This is a genomic window from Corynebacterium sp. HFH0082 (assembly GCF_000411235.1).
Classification (GTDB): Bacteria; Actinomycetota; Actinomycetes; order Mycobacteriales; family Mycobacteriaceae; genus Corynebacterium; species Corynebacterium jeikeium_D.
The window spans coordinates 2007182-2030378 of sequence record NZ_KE150404.1 but is presented as its reverse complement, the minus strand read 5'-3'; the positions used below and the strand labels follow the sequence as shown (position 1 = coordinate 2030378).

21 protein-coding genes are annotated in these 23197 nt (G+C 60.5%); 17 read left to right on the top strand and 4 right to left on the bottom strand.

From position 1 onward, the window contains the following. The first annotated feature begins 231 nt into the window (after positions 1 to 231). From nadA to nadC, 3 genes are read left to right on the top strand one after another with little or no spacing between them, the layout of a single operon-like run. Positions 232 to 1308 (top strand): quinolinate synthase NadA, encoded by a 1077-nt coding sequence (gene nadA, locus HMPREF1206_RS08765; RefSeq protein ID WP_016422958.1) that lies wholly within the window; start codon positions 232 to 234, stop codon positions 1306 to 1308. Between the two features lie 10 nt (positions 1309 to 1318). Then, positions 1319 to 2878: an L-aspartate oxidase gene (gene nadB, locus HMPREF1206_RS08760; protein ID WP_042388765.1), complete on the top strand. Its 1560-nt coding sequence runs from the start codon at positions 1319 to 1321 to the stop codon at positions 2876 to 2878. A 6-nt stretch (positions 2879 to 2884) separates the two neighbouring features. Next, positions 2885 to 3766 carry a carboxylating nicotinate-nucleotide diphosphorylase gene (nadC, locus tag HMPREF1206_RS08755; RefSeq protein ID WP_016422956.1) on the top strand — a complete coding sequence of 294 codons (882 nt, stop codon included), beginning with the start codon at positions 2885 to 2887 and terminating at the stop codon, positions 3764 to 3766. 35 nt (positions 3767 to 3801) lie between these two features. On the opposite strand, the gene HMPREF1206_RS08750 is transcribed toward nadC, so the two are convergent. Genes HMPREF1206_RS08750 through HMPREF1206_RS08740 form a run of 3 tightly spaced genes read right to left on the bottom strand, consistent with a single transcriptional unit; the run spans position 3802 to position 8002 of the window. Further along, positions 3802 to 4377 (bottom strand): hypothetical protein, encoded by a 576-nt coding sequence (locus HMPREF1206_RS08750; RefSeq protein ID WP_016422955.1) that lies wholly within the window; start codon positions 4375 to 4377, stop codon positions 3802 to 3804. Between the two features lie 50 nt (positions 4378 to 4427). After that, complete coding sequence (locus tag HMPREF1206_RS08745) at positions 4428 to 6254, bottom strand: hypothetical protein (protein ID WP_231367200.1); 1827 nt, start codon at positions 6252 to 6254, stop codon at positions 4428 to 4430. A 41-nt stretch (positions 6255 to 6295) separates the two neighbouring features. After that, positions 6296 to 8002: a hypothetical protein gene (locus HMPREF1206_RS08740; RefSeq protein WP_016422953.1), complete on the bottom strand. Its 1707-nt coding sequence runs from the start codon at positions 8000 to 8002 to the stop codon at positions 6296 to 6298. A gap of 296 nt (positions 8003 to 8298) precedes the next feature. Between HMPREF1206_RS08740 and hisD the strand changes: the two genes are divergently transcribed. The 4 genes from hisD (at position 8299) to HMPREF1206_RS08715 (ending at position 13180) form a co-directional block, all read left to right on the top strand. After that, entirely contained in the window at positions 8299 to 9648 is a 1350-nt protein-coding gene (hisD, locus tag HMPREF1206_RS08735) for a histidinol dehydrogenase (protein WP_016422952.1), read from the top strand. Beyond that, on the top strand, positions 9648 to 10790 hold the full coding sequence (locus HMPREF1206_RS08730) for a histidinol-phosphate transaminase (RefSeq protein ID WP_016422951.1): 1143 nt from the start codon (positions 9648 to 9650) through the stop codon (positions 10788 to 10790). Before hisD ends, HMPREF1206_RS08730 begins: the two co-directional genes overlap by 1 nt. A gap of 45 nt (positions 10791 to 10835) precedes the next feature. After that, the gene (gene hisB / locus HMPREF1206_RS08725; protein ID WP_005510321.1) at positions 10836 to 11474 is read left to right on the top strand and encodes an imidazoleglycerol-phosphate dehydratase HisB; all 639 of its coding nucleotides are present in this window, start codon (positions 10836 to 10838) and stop codon (positions 11472 to 11474) included. A gap of 284 nt (positions 11475 to 11758) precedes the next feature. Then, complete coding sequence (locus HMPREF1206_RS08715) at positions 11759 to 13180, top strand: MFS transporter (protein WP_016422949.1); 1422 nt, start codon at positions 11759 to 11761, stop codon at positions 13178 to 13180. Between the two features lie 105 nt (positions 13181 to 13285). Here HMPREF1206_RS08715 and HMPREF1206_RS08710 read toward each other — a convergent pair whose 3' ends face one another. Continuing rightward, entirely contained in the window at positions 13286 to 13909 is a 624-nt protein-coding gene (locus tag HMPREF1206_RS08710; protein WP_016422948.1) for a low molecular weight phosphatase family protein, read from the bottom strand. A gap of 189 nt (positions 13910 to 14098) precedes the next feature. Here HMPREF1206_RS08710 and hisH point away from each other — a divergent pair, with 189 nt between their 5' ends. From hisH to trpA, 10 genes are all read left to right on the top strand, one after another. Continuing rightward, positions 14099 to 14797 (top strand): imidazole glycerol phosphate synthase subunit HisH, encoded by a 699-nt coding sequence (gene hisH / locus HMPREF1206_RS08705; RefSeq protein WP_016422947.1) that lies wholly within the window; start codon positions 14099 to 14101, stop codon positions 14795 to 14797. A gap of 148 nt (positions 14798 to 14945) precedes the next feature. Continuing rightward, complete coding sequence (priA, locus tag HMPREF1206_RS08700) at positions 14946 to 15680, top strand: bifunctional 1-(5-phosphoribosyl)-5-((5-phosphoribosylamino)methylideneamino)imidazole-4-carboxamide isomerase/phosphoribosylanthranilate isomerase PriA (protein WP_016422946.1); 735 nt, start codon at positions 14946 to 14948, stop codon at positions 15678 to 15680. Positions 15681 to 15782: 102 nt separating this feature from the next. Then, a complete protein-coding gene (locus tag HMPREF1206_RS08695) occupies positions 15783 to 16595 on the top strand; it encodes an inositol monophosphatase (RefSeq protein ID WP_005510274.1) in 813 nt (270 codons plus the stop codon). An 84-nt stretch (positions 16596 to 16679) separates the two neighbouring features. Continuing rightward, on the top strand, positions 16680 to 17456 hold the full coding sequence (gene hisF, locus HMPREF1206_RS08690) for an imidazole glycerol phosphate synthase subunit HisF (RefSeq protein WP_016422945.1): 777 nt from the start codon (positions 16680 to 16682) through the stop codon (positions 17454 to 17456). Continuing rightward, positions 17453 to 17851, top strand: coding sequence for a phosphoribosyl-AMP cyclohydrolase (gene hisI, locus HMPREF1206_RS08685; RefSeq protein ID WP_005510296.1), 399 nt, complete (start codon positions 17453 to 17455; stop codon positions 17849 to 17851). The genes hisF and hisI overlap by 4 nt, the downstream gene beginning before the upstream one ends. A 110-nt stretch (positions 17852 to 17961) precedes the next feature. Continuing rightward, the gene (locus HMPREF1206_RS08680) at positions 17962 to 19506 is read left to right on the top strand and encodes an anthranilate synthase component I (RefSeq protein ID WP_016422944.1); all 1545 of its coding nucleotides are present in this window, start codon (positions 17962 to 17964) and stop codon (positions 19504 to 19506) included. A gap of 7 nt (positions 19507 to 19513) precedes the next feature. Then, positions 19514 to 20164, top strand: a complete 651-nt coding sequence (locus tag HMPREF1206_RS08675; protein WP_016422943.1) for a TIGR02234 family membrane protein — start codon at positions 19514 to 19516, stop codon at positions 20162 to 20164. Positions 20165 to 20168: 4 nt separating this feature from the next. Further along, positions 20169 to 20975, top strand: a complete 807-nt coding sequence (trpC, locus tag HMPREF1206_RS08670; protein ID WP_016422942.1) for an indole-3-glycerol phosphate synthase TrpC — start codon at positions 20169 to 20171, stop codon at positions 20973 to 20975. 147 nt (positions 20976 to 21122) lie between these two features. After that, positions 21123 to 22412, top strand: a complete 1290-nt coding sequence (gene trpB / locus HMPREF1206_RS08665; RefSeq protein ID WP_016422941.1) for a tryptophan synthase subunit beta — start codon at positions 21123 to 21125, stop codon at positions 22410 to 22412. Beyond that, positions 22413 to 23192, top strand: a complete 780-nt coding sequence (trpA, locus tag HMPREF1206_RS08660; RefSeq protein WP_016422940.1) for a tryptophan synthase subunit alpha — start codon at positions 22413 to 22415, stop codon at positions 23190 to 23192. It abuts the gene before it with no gap. Positions 23193 to 23197 lie beyond the last annotated feature (5 nt).

Genomic DNA, 23197 nt, shown 5'->3' with positions numbered 1-23197 from the left:
TATTGGGAAATAGGCTTATACAAGCCTTACAATTTTGGGAAATAGGTTCGTCTTCGATGTCAGTATTCGCCCCGATTTAGGGGCTTTTTCGATATTGTGCGGCGAGCTTAGGTCTCTTGCACTTGCCCGTTTGAGTCCGCTGCGAATGCCTCCGGGGACCGTTGCCGGTAACGGTGACGGCGTTTTCTCCGGTCGTAGCCACAGCCCATTGAAGTAAGGACGTAGTTTTCCGTGAATACCAGCCTTGCGGCCAATGCTTCCAGCCTGCCGCGCCTCGAATCGGATCTGTACGAATCGGTAGTCGATAAAGATGGCCGCTACGGTGGCGTAATTGCAGATGAACGCTGGGCCCAGGAGATTAAGCGCCTCGCCCGCGAACGCAATGCCGTAATTCTTGCGCACAACTACCAGCTGCCGGAGATTCAGGATATTGCCGACTACACCGGCGACTCCCTCGGACTTTCCCGCATCGCTGCGGAAACCGATGCCGACGTCATCGTCTTCTGTGGTGTCCACTTCATGGCGGAAACCGCCAAAATTCTGAGCCCTGAGAAGACCGTCCTTATTCCGGACGAGCGCGCCGGCTGCTCCCTGGCGGACTCCATCACCGCAGATGAACTGGCCGAGTGGAAGGCAGAGAATCCCGGCGCACTGGTAGTCAGCTACGTCAACACCACGGCAGACGTAAAGGCTCTGACCGACATCTGCTGTACTTCCTCCAACGCCGTCGACGTGGTCAAGTCCATCCCGGAAGACCAGGAGATCCTGTTCAACCCGGATCAGTTCCTCGGCGCACACGTCCGCCGTGAGACCGGCCGCGACAACATCAAGGTATGGGCTGGTGAGTGCCACGTCCACGCCAACATCAACGGTGAGGAACTCGCGCACCGCGCGGAAGAGAACGCCGATTCGCAGCTGTTCATTCACCCGGAGTGCGGTTGCGCGAACTCTGCGATTTACCTCGCAGGTGAAGGCACCATCGAGCCCGAGCGCGTGCAGATGCTCTCCACCGGCGAGATGCTGACCGAGGCGCAGAAGCTGAAGGAGAACAAGCCCAACGGCAAGGTGCTCGTGGCCACTGAGGTGGGCATGCTCCACCAGCTGCGCAAGGCCGCGCCGGATGTCGACTTTGAGCCGGTCAACGACCGCGCTTCCTGCTCGTACATGAAGCTCATCACTCCGGCGGCTCTGCTGCGCTGCCTCGTTGAGGGCACTGATGAAGTCGATGTCGAGCCGGATGTCGCCGACAAGGCACGCGCTTCGGTCGAGCGCATGATCGCCATCGGTAACCCAGGCGGAGGCGAGTAACACGTTTGGTCTGCGCCCATCATTCGACAGTTGGACACTGACGTGTGACTTCCTCGTCATCGGCGGGGGAGTCGCAGGGCTCAGTGCTGCGCGTCGGGCCCTTGAGCTCGGCCTCGACGTGCTGGTTATCGACAGCGTCGAGTGGCGCGTCGGTGCCCGCAAACAGCTACGTTTCGCCGATGCGGCCACGAATCTCGCCCAGGGCGGGCTCGCGGTCGTCGGGCTTGACGACGACCCCAGCGGCCATGTGGCCAATGGGTTCGATGACACCACTGATTCCCACATCGCGGATACTCTCGATGCCGGTGCCGGCCACTGCGATGAAGGGGCCGTGGCTTCTATCATCCGCGCCGGCGCTGCGGCGACCGAGTGGCTGATAGGGCTAGGCGCTACATTCGACCCGGCGCGGGATAACCCGGCCGTATATTCCCGCACCAAAGAGGGCGGACACCACGCGCGGCGCATCATTCATGCCGGCGGTGACGCCACTGGTGCTGAAATCGAGCGCGCCCTAGAAGCCTCAGTTACCGGCGTGCGAGTACTACAAAACGCCACAGCGCGCCAGCTCATCGTTGGCAAAGACGGCCGCGTGCTGGGGGCGCTGGTAGCGGATCCCCGTGGGGGTGGAGCTATTCGAGCAGGCGCCACTCTGCTGGCTACCGGCGGCGTGGGCCATATTTACCGCGCGACCACGGCCCCCTCGGGTGCCCGCGGTGAGGCTATCGGCATGGCCTCCGATGCTGGCGCGGAGATTCGGGACATGGAGTTTATCCAGTTCCACCCGACGGTGCTCTATGACGAGCGCTCGGCATCAGATGGCACCGGCCGACGCCATCTCATCAGCGAGGCTGTCCGTGGTGAAGGAGCCATTCTCGTCGACTCCCGGGGCAACAGTGTGACCGCCGGCGTTGACCCTCGCGGGGACCTGGCTCCGCGCGATATCGTCTCGCGCGCCATCGCGACTCGCATGCGCGAGCTCGGCGAGGACCACGTCTTCCTCGACGCACGTCACATCGACAACTTCGCCGCCCGCTTTCCGACGATCACAGCGGGCCTGACCGCAGCGGAGATTGATCCGACCAAGGACCTCATTCCCGTGGCCCCGGCGGTCCACTACACCTGTGGTGGTATTGCCGTCGACCCATTCGGTGCAACTAGTGTGCCGGGCCTCTATGCGGCCGGCGAATGCTCCGCAACAGGGCTCCACGGTGCCAACAGGTTGGCCTCCAATTCGTTGCTGGAGGGCCTGGTCGTCGGCAAGCGGGTGGCCGAAAAAGTCGCTGAAACACACGCTGTGCCGGTCGGGGACGAGGAATTCGCAGCGGCCGTTGAAAGCCTGCCTCAGCCACGGCCAGAACTGGAACCACGGCAGCTTTTCCGGTTGCAGACGGCGATGCAGGAAGGCGTTGGTGTAACGCGTAATGAGCAGAGCTTGCGGCAGGCGTTGGCGGTTATCGATCGGCTCCCGCAATCGGTTCAGGTCGTGGCCGCAAGGAAAGTCGTCGAAGCAGCATTGGCACGACCATATACTTTGGGGTGCCACACTTGGTTTGAAAAGGATGGGGATTAGCTAACCATGACTCTTGAGAAGGACACTCTGCGCGGGGTGCTGAACGAAAACATCACCCGTGGCCTCATTCGGACGGCACTACAGGAAGACATGAGCTTCGGGCCGGATGTGACCTCGCTGTCGACAGTCTCGGCATCTGCGCAGGCACTCGCCCGCCTGGTGGCCCGGCAAGAGGGCGTTATCGCGGCAATCGATGCGGTGGAGTGGACGCTGCAGGAGGTCATCTCGGGTGAGTTCACCGTCGAAAAGCACGTTGAAGATGGCACCCTGGTGCGTCCTGGCACAGTGCTGGCAACGATTTCTGCGCCGACTCGGGGGTTGCTGACTGCTGAGCGGACAATGCTGAATATCCTCACGCACGCCAGTGGTGTAGCTACTGCGACGCGCCAGTGGGCTGACGCGATTATCGGCACCGGTGCGCGGGTGCGCGATTCCCGAAAGACGCTGCCGGGGCTGCGCAACCTGGAAAAGTATGCTGTGACCTGCGGCGGCGGAATTAACCACCGCTACGCTTTGGGCGATGAAGCACTGATTAAGGACAATCACGTGGTGGCTGTCGGTTCCGTGTCCGGTGCGTTGAAGAGGGTGCGGGATCAGTACCCGGAGCTGCCGTGTGAGGTGGAAGTCGATACCCTCGCACAGCTCGATGAGATCCTGCCGATGAAGCCGGACATCGTCATGCTGGACAACTTCGAGGTCTGGGAGACCCAGATTGCGGTGCAGCGCCGCTCGCAGATTTCTCCGGCCACGCAGCTTGAGTCCTCTGGTGGACTGACCATCGATGTGGCTCGTGAGTACGCGTCCTGTGGTGTCGATTACCTGGCTGTGGGCGCGCTAACCCACTCGGCCAAGGTGTTCGATGTCGGACTCGACTTCGACGAGCAGTAGCTGAATCAGCCCCCGGTATCGCTTCGCAGCTTCGCCTACAAGCGACGGGCGATTTCCGCGCCAATCTCGCTTAGTGCCGACCCCCAGCGCTCCCGCGATTGCTCATCACAGGTTTCCTGTGCGCGGTAAAGCGCCTTCTCTGCAGCAGCGACATCGCCCAAATGCAGGTGGCACTGTGCAATTTGTGCAAGCAGAGGCACGGCCTGGATATTGAGGTTATCGGACTGGAAAAGTCCCGCCGCCAACTCCAGGTGATCAATGGCGCGCCCTTGATGTCCTCGACGAATCTCTGCCTGGCCGTTCAAGGTGTGCCACATCGCCCAGCGCAAGTGGCGCGGAGGGGTGTCCGCAGTCGGCTCGAAGCCGTCTTTCTCCAGGTTATCCAGCAAATCCAACCAGTCCGCGGCCTTGTCCATCAGCTTCGGTGCAGAGCCACGGATGGGGCGCCCCAGACTGTCGGTCTGCGGAGCATCCGCCTCGTCGCCGAGCTCCTCGAACCCCTGCATCAGAGTTAGGGCTGCTTCCCAGAGGTTGTTTTCCTCAGCCAATGCCGTGGCGGCGTCGAAAAGCTGCTGCGGGCTAGAAGTCGCGGAATCACCAGAAGTAGTCATGACCTAACACTCTACTTTGTGCCACCGCCAGCACCGAAGTGGGCGGGGCGCTAGTATTCGTCGTCAAGCGATTGAATGATGATGACGTCAAGGGCATCGAGAACAGGATGGCCTTCCCACACGTCGCGGGGCAGAAGCTCTTCGACGCGCCGGGCGTAGGCGGCGGCACCGTCGGAATCACCCGCGTCGAGACGGTATCGAACCCCCGCCAGCAGCGCGCGGGCGGCTTCCTCGCCATCGCCGGACTGCAGGTAGCCCTTCGCGGCGGCTTCCACATGGTTGATGGCCAAAGTGTCGCGGCCAGCGGAGTAGAAGACGTAGGCGGCATCGTCGTGCCAGTCGGCGAGTGACCAGTCGTCGGAGATGAGCTTCTGAGAACGCAGCAGAAGGTCCTCAGCCTCGTTGAGCGTGTGGTCAATGACGGCGGAAGCGTCCTCGGAGACGATCTCGGCGGTGAATTCGGAGCCCTCTTCGGAAATGACCAGGTCAATGACATGAATGATGGAACGTGCAGCCTGGCGGTAGGCCTTGGCAGCGCCCTTGGTATCGCCGTTGCGTTCAAGGTGCTCGCCGTGTTCGATGAGCAGCTTTGCCGCCTGGCGGGGATTATTGCCGAGACCCGCGGCTGCGGAGGCAATAGAAAAAGCCGCGTCGGTGCGTTCTTCATCGGCGGTAAATGCTGACCAGTGCGCAACTGGTTCGGCAAAGCGCAGCGCCTCGTCAACCTCGTCGGCGTCGAGGAGACTGCGGGCCAGAACGAGCTGGATATCCATGGTGATGGGGTTGACCGGAATGCCTTCGGCGCTGGCGAGCGCGCGGCGGGCAATTGCGGCGGATTCCGCGAAATCGCCGTGGGCGTTGAGAAGCGCACAGAGCAGACGCACGCTGCGAAGCACCGCGACCGTGAGTCCTGCATCGAGACCAGCCTGCACGATTGGGCGTAGCTGGCGGATTGCCTCCGCTTCCTCACCAGCTTCCAGAGAGAGGAAAGCCAGGAATTGGCGAGCTTCAATCGTCGTGGTGACGGGTTCCGACTGAGGGGCTGCCGCGACGCTGGCTGCGATGCGGGCGGCCCTGCGCAGCTCACCACGGCTGTGCGCGAGCTGCGCCTCCAATAGCTTGCGGTCATCAAAACTGCTTCGCTTTGGTGCCCAGCGTGCGGACCATTCAGAGAGTTGACCGGCGATTTCCGCCCGGCGCGCCAGCGATGCTGCGGCACCAGCAACAGCCGCGCTGACCAGGTAGTAATAGGCCTCCCCGGGCTGTGGAGTGGTGGCGACGATGTCCTTAGTAAGCCTGATCAGCTCGGGGATTTCGGAGTCCTCGGGGCGCCGGCCGGTGATGGCATCACCTGGGTTGGCGTCGATGAAGGCCTCTGCCTCGGCGAATGCTCCGTAGGAGCGTGCGTGCAAGATCGCGGGGCGGATGTTGGCCTCAGTTGCCCAGCGCAGCCACTCGGCGCGTGCAGCAGCGGCTTCTTCTACTAATTCCAGTTGGTCGGCGACTGCGTGCCTGAGTGCGTGGAATTCGCCAACGACATCGGGGGAGTTGGTAGGCGCGTCGGCTAACCAGTGCGTGTGGGCGAACTTGGTGACAGCGCGCCAACTGGTGACGTGGTCGAGCGTGGCACCGGCCCTGCGGGAAATAACCAGCAGCTCCGGAAGTGAGTCCGGTAATGCCTTTAGCGGATTGGGCAGGGGAGGAAAGTCCAGGGGTTCGGACGAGTTCTCCGTTGCTGATGCGTTTTCTGAATTCCCTGACGCGTAGTCGGCCGCGATGCCGGTATCCCAATCGCCAACTTGAATTCCAGACTCAGAGTTTTCTTCTTCCCACCAGACCATTGGACTATCTTCGCCCGTGGCATCGGGAAGATGCAAAAACTGCTTTGTTTTTCAGACCTGTGCAGTCGGGTGCGCTGTTAAGCCGGGTTTGAAAAGCTACGCATTAGTCCACGAACTTCATCGCGCACCGGGTGATCCGGGCCGACTAGGTCGCCGATGCGAACCGCGAACCGGCGGGCGCGTTCCTCATTGTTATCACTAGCAGCAGCACGCACCGCGATGGTCAGTGTGCGGGCGGCGTCGGCAGGGGCGTGGGCTTCTAAGAAAAGCTCGGCAGCTTCGTCGGCGTACTTGTACACGCCGTCGTTGTCCCACACAGACCAGCACAACAGCGCCTGTGCTTCATGCCACTTGGCCGATTCCCAGGACCCAACCACGTAGCCACGTGAGCGTTCCATCAGGTGGTCAGTCAGTTCACTTGTAGCGCCCACGTTACTGAGTGATAGTGCGGCATCCATCAGAGTTTCCGCAGGCGAAATCGGGGACGAGTATCCGGCACGAATATCGGCCAGTGCGTCGAAGAGTACTGCGGCATGCTCAGTATTGCCCTCTTGGACTGCCGATTCCGCCGCAATGGCACAGGAAAAATCAGTACGTGCGGAATCCTGGGTAGGCTCAGACCACTTTGCAACCGACTCCGCTTCCTGGCCGGCATGGTGGAAATCTCCGAGCTCGTACAGTGCCGTTGCCTTCAGCAGCGCGATTTCCATGGTGACTTCACAGTTGGGGTAGTCTGCCGACACATCCTGGGCGCGCTGAGTTAGCTTCAGCATCTCCCCGGCATCGGGCTTGTTGTGTGCCACCTCGAAGTTGATGTCTGCCATCTCACGAACCGCGAGAATATAGTCAGTGTCCAGTCTGTGCTGGTCCGCGACTGCCACGTTGTTTGACAGCATTCGGAACGCGGTATCGCTATTACCTGTCTCTATCGAGTACCGTGCCAAATTCTGCCTCAGCTCAAGGCCCGCGATTACGGAGCGGTTACCGATTGCATTGAGCTGTGAGGCGCAAAGTCGCGCTGCGTCGACGACTTTCCCGGCTCGGTGCAGCAGTGATGCCTCCGTCAGAGTCTTCGCCAGCGCAATCGACTCAAACTTATCCTCATTTGGCAGTGCACGAATCATCTCGTGCAGCTCCCGTGCCAAGTCCTCGCGGTTGACCTTTCGCAGGGCGCTTGCAATCCGAATCAGCGCGTCAGTCAGTGCCGCCCGCTTCTTCCACTGGCGTGGGCTAAACGGCTCCTCCGCTTCTTCGCTTGCCGACGATTCCTGCGGCCGCGGCCCATCCGCATCCGTGGTCACCGCGCTGTGACTGCTGGTTGGGGCATCCAGATCGTCGGCAAGCACGAGTGCCCGGTACGAGGTGATCTCCCTGCTCATGCGTGCGATGAGTGGGATTTCGGTCTCTGCGGCAGCAGAGGTGGGGCCATCGGCGATAAAGGTGGTGTAGCGGCGGGCTTCATCCGCCGCTAGCCGTGCCCGGGCGCGCCAGTACTCCGGGACGTTGTCGTTATCGGATGCCCATACCATCCAGTTCAGGGCGGCATCGTGCGCAGCCGTCATCATGCCGAGCGATTCGGTGACCTCGCGGACTATGCGGTAAAACGCGCCGACGTGTTCGGTAACGCCGTGGGCTTCCGGGTCAGAAAAGAGCTGTGGGTTGTAGAAATGATGCGCGAAAACTGATTCCAGTTGGCGCGTGGCCAGGGAATTGTCGGCTGCGGTCGCGTCTGCATAGGCTGCGACGAGCTCCGGCAAATCCGGGCTGTTTCCTTCCTGGTTCAACAGCTGACCTTTCTACGACTGGTTACTACTTTCCTTAACACTGTAATGGGTCACTGTGGCGGAGCTAACTTGCGCCACAGTATGAGGGGTTAAATGGGGCAATCGGTATGAACCTAACGTGAGAAAGATATGCTTAGTTCATACTCAAGGGTGCCTTTAAGGGCGAATAGTAGCGAAAACCGTGGATAAAGTCTTTGGCTTTGACCCAGATTTTCAATACTTTGTTGTCATTTCTTTGTCACTCTGAAGTGCTCACGTATGAATCCATCGTGCGAATAGGCGGTTACTAATTAATTATGTTGTCCACTATTGATCTTCGCGGTCAGACTCCCACCACCGCCACTCTGCGTCGAGTGTTGCCGCGTGGTGCGGCAGACGTTGATTCGATGATTCCCACGGTCAAGCCCGTTGTCGATGACGTGGCAGTCCGTGGTGTGGAAGCGGCGATGGAGTACTCCGAGAAGTTTGACCGTATTCGTCCGGCATCCATGCGCGTTCCAGCGGAGGTTATCGATGCCGCGGAAGCTGCGCTGGAAGACGATGTCCGCTCTGCTCTGCAGGAGTCCATCGGGCGCGTGCGCGCGTTCCACGCTGCTCAGAAGCCGAATGATAAGACTGTTGAAATTCTGCCCGGCGGCATTGTCCGCGAGAAGTGGATTCCGGTTTCGCGCGTCGGTCTTTACGTCCCCGGGGGCAACGCCGTCTACCCGTCGTCCGTATTGATGAACGTCATCCCAGCTCAGGAAGCTGGTGTGGAGTCCCTCGTCGTCGCCTCTCCGCCGCAGGCCGACAACGACGGCTGGCCGCACCCGACCATCCTGGCTGCCTGCAAGCTGCTTGGCGTGACCGAGGTGTGGGCCGTCGGTGGTGCACAGGCCGTCGCACTGCTCGCATACGGCGATGAAAACGAGAGCCTCGAGCCGGTCGACATGGTCACCGGTCCGGGCAACATCTTCGTTACCGCCGCCAAACGCCTGTGCCGCTCGGTCGTCGGTATCGACGCCGAAGCTGGCCCGACCGAAATTGCCATTCTCGCAGATAACACCGCTGATCCTGTCTCCGTCGCCTACGACCTGATTTCCCAGGCTGAGCACGACGTCATGGCCGCCAGCGTGCTTATCACCGACGACGCCGATTTCGCCGCCACCGTCGACCGCGAGGTCGAAAACCGCTACGAGGTCACCATGAACGCCGACCGCGTTCGCGAGGCGCTCACCGGCGATCAGTCTGGCATCGTGCTTGTCGACGACATGAATATCGGCATCCAGGTTGCAGACGCCTACGCCGCTGAGCACCTGGAGATCCACACCGAAAACGCGCAGGCCGATGCCGAACGCATTACCAATGCCGGCGCAATCTTCATCGGTCGCTTCTCGCCGGTGCCACTGGGCGATTACTCGGCCGGCTCTAACCACGTGTTGCCGACCTCCGGCACCGCCCGCCACGCCTCGGGCCTGTCAACGCACACCTTCCTCAAGTCGGTCCACATGATTGACTACAACGAGGCCGCGTTGAAGGAAGTTGCCGACAGCGTAGTAGTCCTGGCCAACGAAGAACGACTGCCAGCGCACGGCGAGGCCATCCGTGCCCGCTTTGAGACGCTTCTCGGCTCTGAGGACAATGGCGCAGAAAAGGGGAACAACTAATGAGCAACCAGCCTGAGAATCAGCCACAGCCGTCGGTAGCCAAGTTGGCGCTGGCAGATTTGCCACTGCGCGACGAACTGCGCGGCGAGGAAGCCTACGGTGCCCCGCAGCTCGACGTCGATGTTCGCCTGAACACCAACGAAAACCCGTACCCGCCATCCGATGACCTCATCGCCGACCTGGTGGCGCAAGTGGAGAAGGTCGCCTCTGACCTCAACCGCTACCCGGACCGTGACGCAGTAGCACTGCGCAGCGCACTCGCCGATTATGTCACCCGCCAGACCGGCGTGGACATCACCGTCGACCAGGTATGGGCCGCCAACGGCTCCAATGAGATTCTCCAGCAGCTGCTGCAGGCATTTGGCGGGCCGGGGCGCAGCGCAATGGGCTTTGTGCCCAGCTACTCGATGCACCCGATCCTCTCGTCCGGCACGCAGACGGAGTTCATCGGCATCGCCCGCGACCCGGAGACCTTCGACATCGACATGGATAGTGCGCTCGCGGCCATTGCCGAGCACCGTCCTGACGTCATCTTCATCACGACTCCGAACAACCCGACTGGCAATCTGACCACGCTCGCTGACCTGCGCCGCATTATTGAAGCCGCGCCGGGCATCGTCATTGTCGATGAGGCCTACGCCGAGTTCACTGAGGAGCCGTCGGCGACAACGCTGCTGGCTGAGTTCCCGTCGAAGCTGGTTGTCTCCCGTACGATGAGCAAGGCTTTCGACTTCGCCGGAGGCCGCCTCGGCTACTTCGTTGCTAACCCGGCATTTATTGATGCTGTGATGCTCGTACGTCTGCCATACCACCTGTCGACGTTGACGCAGGCCGCTGCCACGGTTGCACTTCGCCACTCGGATGCGACGCTGTCGACCGTCGCAAAGCTTGCCGACGAGCGTGATCGCGTCGTAGCCGCCCTGAACAGCTATGGCTACGACGTGATTGACTCGTACTCCAACTTCGTATTCTTCGGTCGTTTCGCCGATGCCGCGACGGCATGGCAGAGCTTCTTGGATGAGGGAGTACTCATCCGCGATGTTGGCGTGCCCGGTCGTCTCCGTGCCACTATTGGTCTGCCCAGCGAAAATGATGCGCTGCTGGCGGCGGCCAAGAAATTGGCAGCGACCGCGCTGGCTTAAGCGAAATGCTGCCGGTACATCCCACTACAAGGAGAGATCTGACTTATGCACTTCAGTGATAAGGACCATCTGGAGGCAGAGCGCACTGAGCGCGTTGGCCGTGTCGAGCGCGCCACCCGCGAATCGAGCATCGTCTGCTCGGTGAATCTCGATGGCACCGGCAAGACCGATATTTCGACCGGTCTGCCGTTCTTCGACCACATGTTGACCGCTTTCGGCTCCCACGGCAGCTTCGACCTGACTGTGCACGCCAACGGCGACACCGAGGTCGATGCGCACCACACGGTGGAGGATACCGGCATTGTGATGGGGCAGGCCTTCGCCCAGGCGTTGGGGGACAAGTCTGGTATTCGTCGCTTTGGTGACTGCTATATCCCGATGGATGAAACGCTGGCACACGCAGTGGTTGATGTGTCTGGTCGCCCGTACTTCGTTGGCACTGGCGAACCAGAGCAGATGTTGACTGCCGTCATTGGTGGTCACTACGCAACGGTTATCAACGAGCATTTCTTTGAGTCCTTCGCCCTAAATGCCCGTATTGCGCTGCATGTTCGCTGTCTCTACGGGCGCGATCCGCACCACATCACCGAGGCTGAGTACAAGGCTGTGGCCCGTGCCCTGCGTGCTGCCGTCGAGGACGACCCGCGCGTCCACGGTGTGCCGTCGACCAAGGGCACTCTGTAGGTCGCAGCTGAAGTAGACGGCCACTGTAGGAAACCGGAAAATCCGCCTTAGCTGGCATTTTAGGGGAATCGATGGTAACAACGTCTGTAGACGTGCTTTTAGCGCAGGTGTCTACCGCATCGACGCTGAGCACTTATTTTTTGTTCATTGTCGCTGGTCTGCTGGTGGGCGGAACATGGTCACTCTATAAATCCGGATCGAGGGTCGGAACAATTGTCCTTGGTCTCTTATCTGTGATCGCGCTCGCCGGCGCAATTTTGTGGTTGATAGGAGTGATGGAGTAAATGGCGTCCCGGGTGATGGACCGCAGGCAGTTGGACGAACTGGACAGCATGTGGAAAGCGCCCGGACTAGTACCTACGCTAGTCGCCGTGATGGCCGCCTTCGGTGGCTGGTCACTCCTCATGCCTGTCATTCCGCAGGCAATTCTTGACGATGGCGGTGGAACCTCGCTCGCCGGTGCCTACACCGGTGTTTTTATGGCCGCTACCGTTCTCACACAGACGCAGACTCCACGTATGTGTCGCCGTCTTGGCTACGGCATGACCATGCTGATTTCAGGTCTGTTTCTGGGCTTGCCGACGATTCTGCACATCTTTGGCACCGATGCTGCTTTGGTGCTCATCATTGCGGTTCTCCGCGGTATGGGCTTCGGTGCGTTGACTGTCGCCGAGTCCGCATTGATTGCCGAGCTAGTGCCAATGAAATTTCTGGGTAAGGCCTCTGGCGTTCTCGGTGTGGCAGTTGGTTTATCTGAGCTCATTTTCTTGCCACTAGGACTAATCATTGCGGACAAGACGGGTTCTTACACCCCTGTTTATGTCTTGGGCGCCGTCATCTCGCTTGTCGGTTCGTTGATGGCACTCTTTATCCCGAAGATTAAGCCAGCGCCGAAGGAGGGCAAGGGCGGCAAGGAAGACGTCGGCGATCCTGTGCCCGGATCTGCAGCAACTCAGCCGAGCCCCGTTGAGCACGTTGCCACATGGAAGCTGGTGGCCATTCCCGCGCTCGCAATTTGCACGATTGCGATGGGCTTTGGTGGTATTTCCGCATTCCTTGCCCCGGCAGCTCGCGAAATCGATCTGGTCTCCGGTGCGGTTGTGGCTGGCCTGTCGCTGTCTGTTCTCGGTGGCGCGCAGATGGTGTTCCGTTATTTCGCAGGAATCTACGCCGACCGGAAGTCGGAGGCTGGAATTCTGCTGATTCCGGCATTGATCAGTGGTTTTATTGGTCTGCTGATGATGTCCGGCGTGGTTCTCTTTGATTTGTCGGCCTGGCTGCTGCTGGTTGCGGCCGTTTTCTACGGCGCGGGCTTCGGCATAGTGCAAAATGAGGCTCTGCTGCTGATGTTTGCCCGCCTGCCGCGTGACCGTACTGCTGAGGCCAGTGCCTTCTGGAACATGTCCTTTGACTCGGGCACTGGTATCGGCTCGTTCGTTCTGGGAGCCGTAGCCGCGGCTGCACTCCGTCCGTACCCGGCTGTCTTTGCCTTTGCGGCAGCTCTGCTGGCAGTTGGCCTCATTGGTGCGGTGCTCGACCGAATCATCGGAAAGCACCGCGTGGCGGAGTACCAGAACACCCGCGCTACGCTGCGTCGTCTGGGGGATGCCGTGAAGCGTCGTACGCCGGAGGCCGCTGTGCGTGTTGCCCGCCCGGCAAAGAATGCAGTGACGCGTTTGACGGTTCGGGACCGCAAGAAGAAGTAACTACATACAAAGAGACGTTTGAAAAAGAGTGGCTGCGCAAGTTCTTGCGCAGCCACTCTTTTGGTTATTAGATGCAACCCCCGGTGTGGGGTCAGCCGTGCCTGTTTATGCGACGGCGACGTCCATCTCGGTGAAGAGAGCCCGCAGGCGGGTTTCGATATCGTCGATAAGCGACTGCAGCTCATCGTCTGTGAGACTGTCCGGATCTGCGACATCCCATTCCACGTAGCGGTCGCCGGGGACTGCTGGTGTCTCGTCGATGCCCATGAGCACGACAACATCGGCGCGGTGGGAAACGCGGGGAGTAATCGCCTTTTGGGTGAGGCGTGAGGTGTCCACGCCACGGTCGTGAAGAGCCGCGACGACGCGAGGGTTCAGGCCATCCTCTGGATTGAGGCCGATAGTGCGGATAAAGACTTCGTCACCAACCAGGTGGTAGGCCAGGGCAGTGGCAATCTGGCTACGGCCGGAACCGCGACTATCGGCAAAGAGAATCTCTTGGCGCGGGGCGAAGTCCTTGCATCCGCTCGCGGCCTTGATGCGTTCGGTGGCCTCGCGTTCGGCGAGGACGGGGAGGAAGTTAGTCACCTTCGCAGAGTTGGACAGCTCTGCAATGACATCGTCGAGGATGGAATCGATGGTCGCAGCATCGCAGGCTGCACCGTAGAGCCGGTGAAGGTCCTCGCGGACAATGGCAAATGATTTACTAAGAACGGATGCGGTAGTCATGGCGTCGGAGCCTCTCTGTGAAAAAGTAATCAGGGGTATTAGGGATAAATCAATAACTTAGTTAACCTGTTGTTAACCTTGAGTTTACCAAAGTATTCGGTAGTTGTATACCAGTGCTTCTGCCTATCCAGGCAGTTTTCTTGGGGTAAGTGGCAAACATCGATTCCCAGCGCCTTAAAATGTCCAACTATGGAACAAGTCTCACCTTCGACGAAGACCCCGACCGTTGCCATCCTTGATTACGGCTCCGGTAATTTGCGTTCAGCTGAGCGCGCTGTGGCCACCACGGGTGCCGAGGTTATTGTGACCGCCGATCCGAAGACCGTGATGGAGGCCGATGGTCTGCTCGTTCCCGGCGTCGGCGCCTATGCCGCATGCATGGAGGGTTTGCATCGAGTACAAGGGCCGCGCCTGATCGGCTCTCGACTCGCAGGTGGTCGACCAGTGATGGGAATCTGCGTCGGTATGCAGGTGCTCTTTGACCGCGGCGTCGAGTACGCCGACGGCATCCACGCAGCGGAGACCGACGCATCCGCAGCTGTCACCGGCACCCCGGGTTGTGGTGAATGGCCCGGTACTGTCGAGCGTCTCGAGGCGTCGATTCTGCCGCACATGGGCTGGAACACGGTTGAAGTACCGGAAGGCTCAAAGATGTTTAAGGGACTGGAAGATCAGCGTTTTTACTTCGTCCACTCCTACGGTGTGCGCAAGTGGGACCTTAATACGGATTCTCGCATCGCTCCGCCGCTGGTGACGTGGTCTGCCCACGAATCCGATCGGTTTATCGCAGCCGTGGAAAACGGTCCGCTGTGGGCCACGCAGTTCCACCCTGAGAAGTCTGGTGAAGCAGGGTTGAAGCTGCTGCAGAACTGGGTGGACACGCTGTAGTTGCCCAATCGGTAGTATCTGCCCTAACCGCACTACCTGGTAGGTGACGGAGTTTCGCCACCTAGACCACCTATACTGAGATAACTAGCAACAAGCATCGTTGTGACAATCGCCACAACGCCCAAAAGTCGAAGAGAGTAGAGCCCCCATGAGTTTGACCCTGCTGCCCGCTGTAGACGTAGCCGATGGCCAGGCTGTGCGCCTTGTTCAGGGTGCTGCTGGAACCGAGACTTCCTATGGTGCACCGCTGGAAGCTGCCATGAATTGGCAGAACGCAGGCGCTGAGTGGATCCACCTGGTCGACCTCGATGCCGCGTTCGGTCGCGGTTCGAACTACGACCTGCTTGCCGACGTGGTGGGCAAGCTCGACGTGAAGGTGGAGCTCTCCGGCGGTATCCGTGACAACGCTTCGCTCGAGGCTGCGCTGGCCACCGGCTGTGCCCGCGTCAATATTGGCACCGCCGCACTGGAGAATCCGGAGTGGTGCCGCGAGGTTATCGCCAACTACGGCGACCGTGTAGCCATTGGTCTGGATGTTCTTAACGAAGAGGGGCAGTGGCGCCTGCGCGGCCGCGGCTGGGTCTCCGACGGCGGTGACCTCTGGGAGGTGCTGGAGCGCCTGGATGCTCAGGGTGCATCCCGTTTCGTGGTGACTGACGTCTCCAAGGACGGCACCCTGCAGGGGCCGAATGTGGAACTGCTGCGCGAGGTCGCCGCTGCTACCGATGCTCCAATCGTCGCTTCTGGCGGTGTCAGCAGCCTGGACGACATTGCAGCTATTGCCACACTGGTCGATGAGGGCGTTGACTCCGCAATTGTGGGTAAGGCGCTCTACGCAGGGCGTTTCACCCTGGAAGAGGCCCTGGCAGTAGCTCGCGGCTAAAGAGAACACTTTCGTGGCCGGGCCGGGGAGACGTCGTCAAGCGAAAGCGTTAACGAGCAAACGGCACCCCGGCTGAGACGGCGGATGAAGGATTTAGAAAGTATGGATGCCCTGGAACCGCGGGCGATGCTCGCTATTGCTGAAGCGGCGCTCGATGAGGTCGAAGGCCTGTTCACGCAGCAGGTGGGCGCGGACCCGGTTGTCATGAAGCCGCGCGGAGATTTCGCGACGGAGACCGACCTGGAAATTGAGCGTCGTCTGCGCCAGCTCCTCACGCAGTATTCCGGCCTGCCCGTCTACGGCGAGGAATTCGGTGGCAAGGTTCCCGAGGAACATACCGCCTGGGTCATCGATCCGATTGACGGCACCACAAACTATTCCAACGGCTTTCCGCTGTGTGCCATGCTGCTCACGCTCATGCATGAGGGGGAGCCGGTGGTTGGAATTACCTCCATGCCTCTGCTGCGCCGTCGTATCACCGCAGCTAAAGGTGGCGGAACGTTCGTCAACGGCCGTCGCGTCAACATCGATGCCGAGGCCGGCCGCCCGGTTTCGATTGCCTTCGGCTCCGTCATTGCGAGTACCGACGGTACACTCCCGCGCAAGTGGCGCCAACTGCTGCTGTCAAAGGTGGGCGAGCGCTATCCAACGATTCGAATTACTGGCTCTGTCGGCGTGGACTTGGGCTCCACCGCGATGGGGGCATTCGGTGGCACGGTGACTTTCTCACCGCATGTGTGGGATAACGCAGCTGGTGTACTGCAGATTTCCGAAGCTGGTGGCGTGGTCACAGACTTGGCGGGCAATCCCTGGCGGCATGATTCCGTAGGCGTGCTGGCGGGAACTCGAGATGTTCATGCCACGCTGCGGTCGATTATTGACCAACTGGGTCGTCCGGAGACTTTCCGGAGCTAAACCGTGGGCGACGCCCCTGAGCTGGGTGGTTGCGCAAACCGTCGAGCCACAACTTTGAGCTAACACGAGGAGAACTTAAAAACTATGTCTCTGGCAGTACGCGTGATTCCTTGCCTGGATGTCAACGATGGGAGGGTCGTCAAGGGGGTCAACTTTGAGAATCTCCGTGATGCCGGCGATCCGGTGGAGCTGGCCCGCCGCTATGGTGAGGAGGGCGCTGATGAGCTGACCTTCCTGGACGTCACGGCTTCCAAGGATGGCCGTGGCACCATGCTCGACGTGGTGCGTCGCACCGCAAGTGAGGTCTTCATTCCGCTGACGGTCGGCGGTGGCGTGCGCAGCGTCGAGGATGTCGATCAGCTGCTCCGCGCCGGAGCTGACAAGGTCAGTGTCAATACCGCTGCGATCGCACGTCCAGAACTGCTCAGCGAGCTGTCGCGCCGCTTCGGTGCGCAGTGTGTCGTCCTGTCGGTGGATGCCCGCCGCGTTCCCGAGGGAGGCACGCCGCAGCCGTCGGGCTTCGAGGTGACGACGCACGGTGGTTCACGCTCGGCCGGGATTGACGCCGTCGAGTGGGCACGCCGTGGCGAGGAGCTCGGGGTCGGCGAGATTCTGCTGAACTCCATGGATGGCGACGGCACCAAGGATGGCTTCGACCTGGAGCTGCTGGAGAGAGTCCGCGCTGCCGTCGACGTCCCGGTGATCGCCTCTGGCGGTGCGGGCAAGGCAGAGCACTTCCCCCCGGCAGTGCGCGCCGGTGCCAACGCGGTTTTGGCCGCATCCATTTTCCACTTCGGCGAGGTCAGCATTGCTGAGGTTAAGGAAGAGATGGCCCGCGAGGGAATCGAGGTGCGCCAGTGACTGGTCTAGCCCCGGGCGCTGCAGCTCACGGCGCCGGCGACGATCCGCGTGAGTACACGCTCCCAGCAGATATCGCGAACATCGCCAAGTTCAACGCTGACGGCTTGATTCCCGCTATTGTGCAGGAGGAATCCACTGGCCGCGTGCTCATGATGGCGTGGATGGATTCCCACGCACTGGCATATACCATCGCTACCAAGCGCGGCACCTACTGGTCGCGCTCCCGGTCCGAGTACTGGATTAAGGGGCTTACCAGCGGCCATTTCCAGACCGTGACATCGCTGGCGTTGGACTGTGATGGCGATACCGTGCTGATGCAGGTAGTGCAGGACGGCGCGGCATGCCACACTGGCTCGCATAGCTGCTTTGACGTGCATCCCGTGTTCGAGGACTAGGCAGTCAACCCCGGCTGCCGAGGTGGGGATTTCGTCGTCAAGCGCGCCCACCTCCGGTGAAGTCCGGGGTTAAGTGATGTGCAATCCGGGTGCGTGGCACAATAGCGGCTATGACTCGTATCACCATGACCACGCGTGAGCGCTTTCGTGAACTGGCTGCACACCATCGGGTCGTGCCCGTGGTTCGCAAGGTTTTGGCGGACGGCGAAACGGCGCTGTCGGCCTACCGCAAGCTCGCGGCCGATCGTCCCGGCACTTTCTTGCTGGAGTCCTCCGATGTGGGGCAGTCGTGGTCGCGCTGGTCGTTTATCGGTTGCGGCAGTCGTGCTGCGTTGACGGTGGATGATGCGGGGGAGGCAACCTGGATTGGTAATGCGCCGTCGGGTGCGCCAGAGGGCGGAAATCCGTTGGATGCTCTGCGTCGCACGCTGGAGCTGCTGCACACGGAGCTTCCGCTTGCCGACGATGCCTCGGTGCCCAAGCTCACCTCTGGTCTCGTTGGCTACTTCGGGCATGACATTGTCCGCTACATTGAGCCACAGCTGCCGGATACCACTGACAATGATTTGCAGATTCCTGAGCTTATGCAGTTGCTGGTGGAGGACCTGGCTGCTTTTGACCACCACGAGGGCGTGCTGTGGCTGATTTCCAATGCTGTCAACTGGGACGGCTCGGATGAGCGGATTGACCAGGCGTATGACACCGCCTGTGATCGGGTCAATGCGATGGTGGAGCGGCTGTCGGGGGCCTCTGATCTGCGTCCGGCGGAAATTAGCTTCCCAGAGCCGGTGATTCGTCGCCAGCGCGCCGCCGACGACCACATGGATCGTATTGAGCGTTGTAAGGACCACATCCGAGCTGGTGATGCGTTCCAGATTGTGCTCTCGCAGCGGTTCGAGATGGACACGCAGGCGTCAGCTTTTGATATCTACCGCATCCTGCGGGTTTCCAATCCGTCGCCCTACATGTTCCTGGTCAACGTTCCAACCAAGGACTTCTCCGCTACCGCTTTTCAAATTGTCGGTTCCTCCCCGGAATCACTCGTGGCAGTTCAGGGCAGTGAGGTCATCACCAATCCCATCGCGGGCACACGTCCGCGCGGTGCCACGGTGGAGCAGGACAATGCGTTGGAAGCTGATTTGCTGGCAGACGAGAAGGAAAATAGTGAGCATCTGATGCTCGTTGATCTTGGCCGCAATGACCTCGGACGTGTCTGCCGCCCAGGCAGTGTTGTTGTGCACGACTTCCGTCATATTGAGCGCTACAGTCACGTTATGCATCTGGTCTCTACGGTCACCGGCGAGCTTTCCAGCGACGCCACTGCCGTCGACGCGTTCGCGGCCACCTTCCCAGCGGGAACGCTGTCGGGTGCGCCGAAGCCTTCCGCGCTGAGCATTATCGACAAGTTCGAAGACACGCGTCGGGGTGTTTACGGCGGCACTGTTGGATACTTTGACTTCCGGGGCAATACCGATCAGGCAATTGCCATCCGCACAGGTGTGAAGAAGGGCGATACGGTCTATGTTCAGGCTGGCGGCGGAATTGTCAGTGACTCTGACCCGGTGGCAGAGGATGAGGAGACCCGCAACAAGGCCGCGGCCGTGCTGCGAGCTGTCGCGGCAGCTGAGACACTAGTCCCAGCGGAAAGGAGCTAGGTTTTCGATGAAGTCGACAACGATGCTCTCCGGTGGCCTCATTGGCGTGGCCGCAGCGGGAATGTGGTTGTGCAGCCGAAGCGCGTGGCTGACGGTCGATACTGTTGATGACAAGTCCGGTCCAGCGACCACAGATTTGGTGGGCGCAGTTTGGGCTCCAGAGTTGACGTCGATTGCGCTGGCAATGGTGGCTGCACTGTTTGCCACCACCATTTTGGGCTCACTGGGGCGCCGTATTGTCGGTGGCCTCGCGGCGCTGCTCGCAATTGCGGCGTCGTGGACTCCGATGACTCTGCTTGCCAGCGGAGAAGACGGTGTGGACTCCCAGCGGGCACTGGATTTGTTGACGTCGGGAAGCGCCTCACAACGCGCCAGTGATGCGGTGACTGTGGCAGACTGGGCGCAGATCTCAGCGATTGAAGTGCATGCGATGGGGCCAGCCCTGGCCTTGCTGTGCTGCGCATTGGCGCTGGTCGGGGCGGTATTGTTGGTGCGTCGACCGGGTACTGTGAAGAAGCAGAAGTCCAGCGCGTATGAGACCCCGGAGGTACGCCGTCAGCGTATCGCCGAGGACCTGGAGGAAGACCCACAGTCGGGTCGAGTTCTGTGGGATGCTTTGGATGCCGGTGTAGATCCTACGGATCTGGATAAGGAGTAAGGCCGTGGCTAACGTTCTGGACAAGATTATTGAGGGCGTGCGGGAAGATCTCGCTGCTCGGGAAGCCAAGATTTCCTACGGTGAAATCAAGGAGCTCTCGCTGAAGGCGCCGTCGCCGATTGATGCCGTGGCGGCACTGGCTAAGCCCGGGGTGCAGGTGATTGCAGAGGTCAAGCGTGCCTCTCCGTCGAAGGGAGAGCTGGCTGACATCCCTTCGCCGGAGGTCTTGGCGGCAGAGTACGAGCAGGGTGGCGCGGCTGTCATTTCCTGTCTGACTGAGGAGCGCCGCTTCCGCGGTTCGCTCGCCGACCTCGATGCCGTGCGCCGCGCGGTCAACATTCCAGTGCTGCGCAAGGATTTCATCGTCACTCCGTACCAGGTCCATGAGGCCCGCGCACACGGTGCCGACCTGGTGCTGCTGATGTGCTCCGCTTTGGATCAGCCGACGCTGGAATCCCTGCTGGATCGCACCGAGTCGCTTGGCATGAACGCTCTGGTTGAGGCGCACACCGAAGAAGAGGTCGAGCGCGCCGAGGCCGCTGGTGCCAAGATCCTCGGCATCAACGCCCGCAATCTAAAGACCCTCGACGTGGATCTCTCCGTGTACGAACGCCTTGCGCCGATGTTGCCGGATCATGTTGTGAAGGTGGCAGAGTCCGGTGTCAAGGGGCCGGAGGAACTGCGCTACTACGCCTCCCACGGCGCCGACGCGGTACTGGTGGGCGAGGGCCTGGTTACCGCGGGCAAGCCGGGTGAGGCTTGCCGACGTCTCGTTGCCGCCGGTGTCCACCCGACACTCCGCAGCGAGTAGTGATAGACCGCAGTTGCGATAAGCAGCTGTACCGCGCTGCGAACTGCGCCTAGTTTAGTTGCGTGTCACACCTGTTGTGCTGGCACACCACAGTTTCTTAGGCCTTATGTCCCCGCAACCGGTGGGGATAGTCCACAATAGATAACTGTGAGTGACCAAGATTTCAAGAATCATGATGCCCGCGGTGACCGCCTGCCCACGATGGGTGAGGTTATCGCGGAGACAACGAACCACGAATCAGATGCCATTGGGCACTGGGGTAAGTGGGGCGGCCAGTTTGTGCCGGAGGCGCTGATGGCCGTTATCGGTGAGGTCACCGATGGCTACGCGAAGGCCCGCGTTGATCAGGATTTTCTCGATGAGCTCGACCGGCTTCAGCGTACTTATGTCGGACGTCCCTCGCCGCTGTACTACGCGGAGAAGTTCTCCGCTGATATCGGCGCTGACGTCTGGCTCAAGCGCGAGGATTTGAATCACACCGGTAGCCACAAGATTAATAACGTCTTGGGGCAGGTTCTGCTTGCTAAGCGCATGGGCAAGAAGAACATCATTGCCGAGACCGGTGCCGGCCAGCACGGTGTCGCAACCGCGACTGCCTGTGCGCTGCTCGGCCTTAACTGCCGTATCTACATGGGCAAGGTCGACGCAATCCGCCAGCGCCTCAATATCGCCCGCATGCGCCTGCTTGGTGCCGAGGTTATCGAGGTCGAGATTGGTTCGAAGACTCTCAAGGACGCGATCAATGAGGCCATGCGTTTTTGGGTTTCACACGCCGATGACACCTACTACTGCTTCGGCACTGCAGCCGGCCCGCACCCGTTCCCAACAATGGTGCGCGACTTCCAGCGCATCATCAGCGCCGAGGCACGCCAGCAGATTCTCGCGGAGACCGGCTCGCTTCCCGACGCTGTCGTGGCCTGTGTCGGCGGCGGTTCTAATGCGATCGGCGCGTTCCACCACTTCATCGATGATGAATCGGTTCGACTGATTGGCGCTGAAGCTGGCGGTGACGGTGTTGAGACCGGTCGCCATGCAGCACCGATTTCGGCCGCCGGTAATCCGGGTGTGTTCCAGGGCTCCTTCGCAGCCCTGATGCAGAACGAGGACGGTCAGATTACAGAGTCGCACTCGATTTCCGCGGGTCTGGATTACCCGGGCGTGGGCCCGGAGCACTCGTACCTGGCTGATATTGATCGCGCGTCCTACCTGCCGGTGACCGATACCCAGGCGATGCAGGCATTCCAGGATCTGACTCGGATGGAGGGCATCCTGCCCGCTATCGAGTCCGCACACGCGGTAGCTGCCGCCCGACTCATCAGCGATGATCTGAATGAAGAGCTGGGCCGTAAGCCGCTGATTATCGTCAATGTTTCCGGTCGCGGTGACAAGGATGTCGACACCGCTGCTAAGTGGTTTGATCTGATGGAGGAGTCCTAAATGAGTCTGAGTGACGTCTTTGACAAGGTCCGTGAGGAAAACCGCGCAGCATTTATCGGCTACTACCCAGCGGGTTTCCCGACCACCGATAAGTCGATTGAGAACATCAAGGCGATTGTCGACGCTGGCGCCGACATCATCGAGGTTGGTCTGCCTTTCTCCGACCCGATGATGGATGGCCCAACTATTCAGGATGCCGCCAACGTGGCTCTGGATGCGGGCTTCCGTACCCGTGAGATTATGCGGGTGGTTCGCGAAGTCACCGAGCACGGCGGTACCTGTGTGGTCATGAGCTACTGGAATCCGATTCTCCAGTATGGTCCGGAGCGTTTCGCCGAGGACTTGGCCGCCGCTGGTGGTCGGGGCACCATTATCCCGGATCTCATCCCCGAGGAGGCCGGCCAATGGCAGCGTGCAGCTGAGGCCAATGGTCTGTCCAACATCATGTTGGTGGCCCCGTCATCGACCAACGAGCGTCTGCAGCTAACTGCCACCGCGTCGACCGGCTTCGTCTACGCCACCAGCCACATGGGTGTCACAGGTGCCCAGGCTAGCGTCGACTCGGCCGCCGGCAAGTTGGTTGCCCGCACGCGCGAGGTCACCGATACACCGGTGTGCGTCGGTTTGGGTGTCTCCAATGGGGCACAGGCCGCGGAGATTGCCGAGTTTGCGGATGGCGTAATCGTTGGCTCGGCACTGATCAAGGCCGCGATGAAGAGCACCGATGACCTGGTAACGCTCGCCCGTGAACTCGCCGCGGGCGTACGAGGAGAGAGCTAGCGCAT